The 255-nt window shown below is 65.9% G+C and carries 1 protein-coding gene; it reads right to left on the reverse strand.

All coding sequences use genetic code 11. The features are described from left to right. The coding region (locus SB751_RS32945) for a tetratricopeptide repeat protein (RefSeq protein ID WP_410749373.1) at positions 1-255 on the reverse strand (255 nt) is incomplete at both ends.

Genomic DNA, 255 nt, shown 5'->3' on the forward strand with positions numbered 1-255 from the left:
CATGGCATCGGCTTCGCGCAGAAACGCCGGGGTGGCGGTTTCGGGCACTCGCACCAGCCATTGCACGGCTTCTTCCTTGCGACCGCGTAGCAGCAGCATGCGGCCCAAGTGGAACATGCCGCGAAAGTCGCCGCCTTCGGCGCAACGCTGGTAGCAATCGAAGGCACGCTCCAGGTCTTGGGGTACGACATCGCCGGCTTCATAGAAGCGGCCCACGACGCCGATGGACTTCACGTGGCCGCCCTGGGCGGCCTG

This window comes from Cupriavidus sp. SIMBA_020, from assembly GCF_046535395.1.
In the GTDB taxonomy this organism is placed as follows: Bacteria; Pseudomonadota; Gammaproteobacteria; order Burkholderiales; family Burkholderiaceae; genus Cupriavidus; species Cupriavidus campinensis.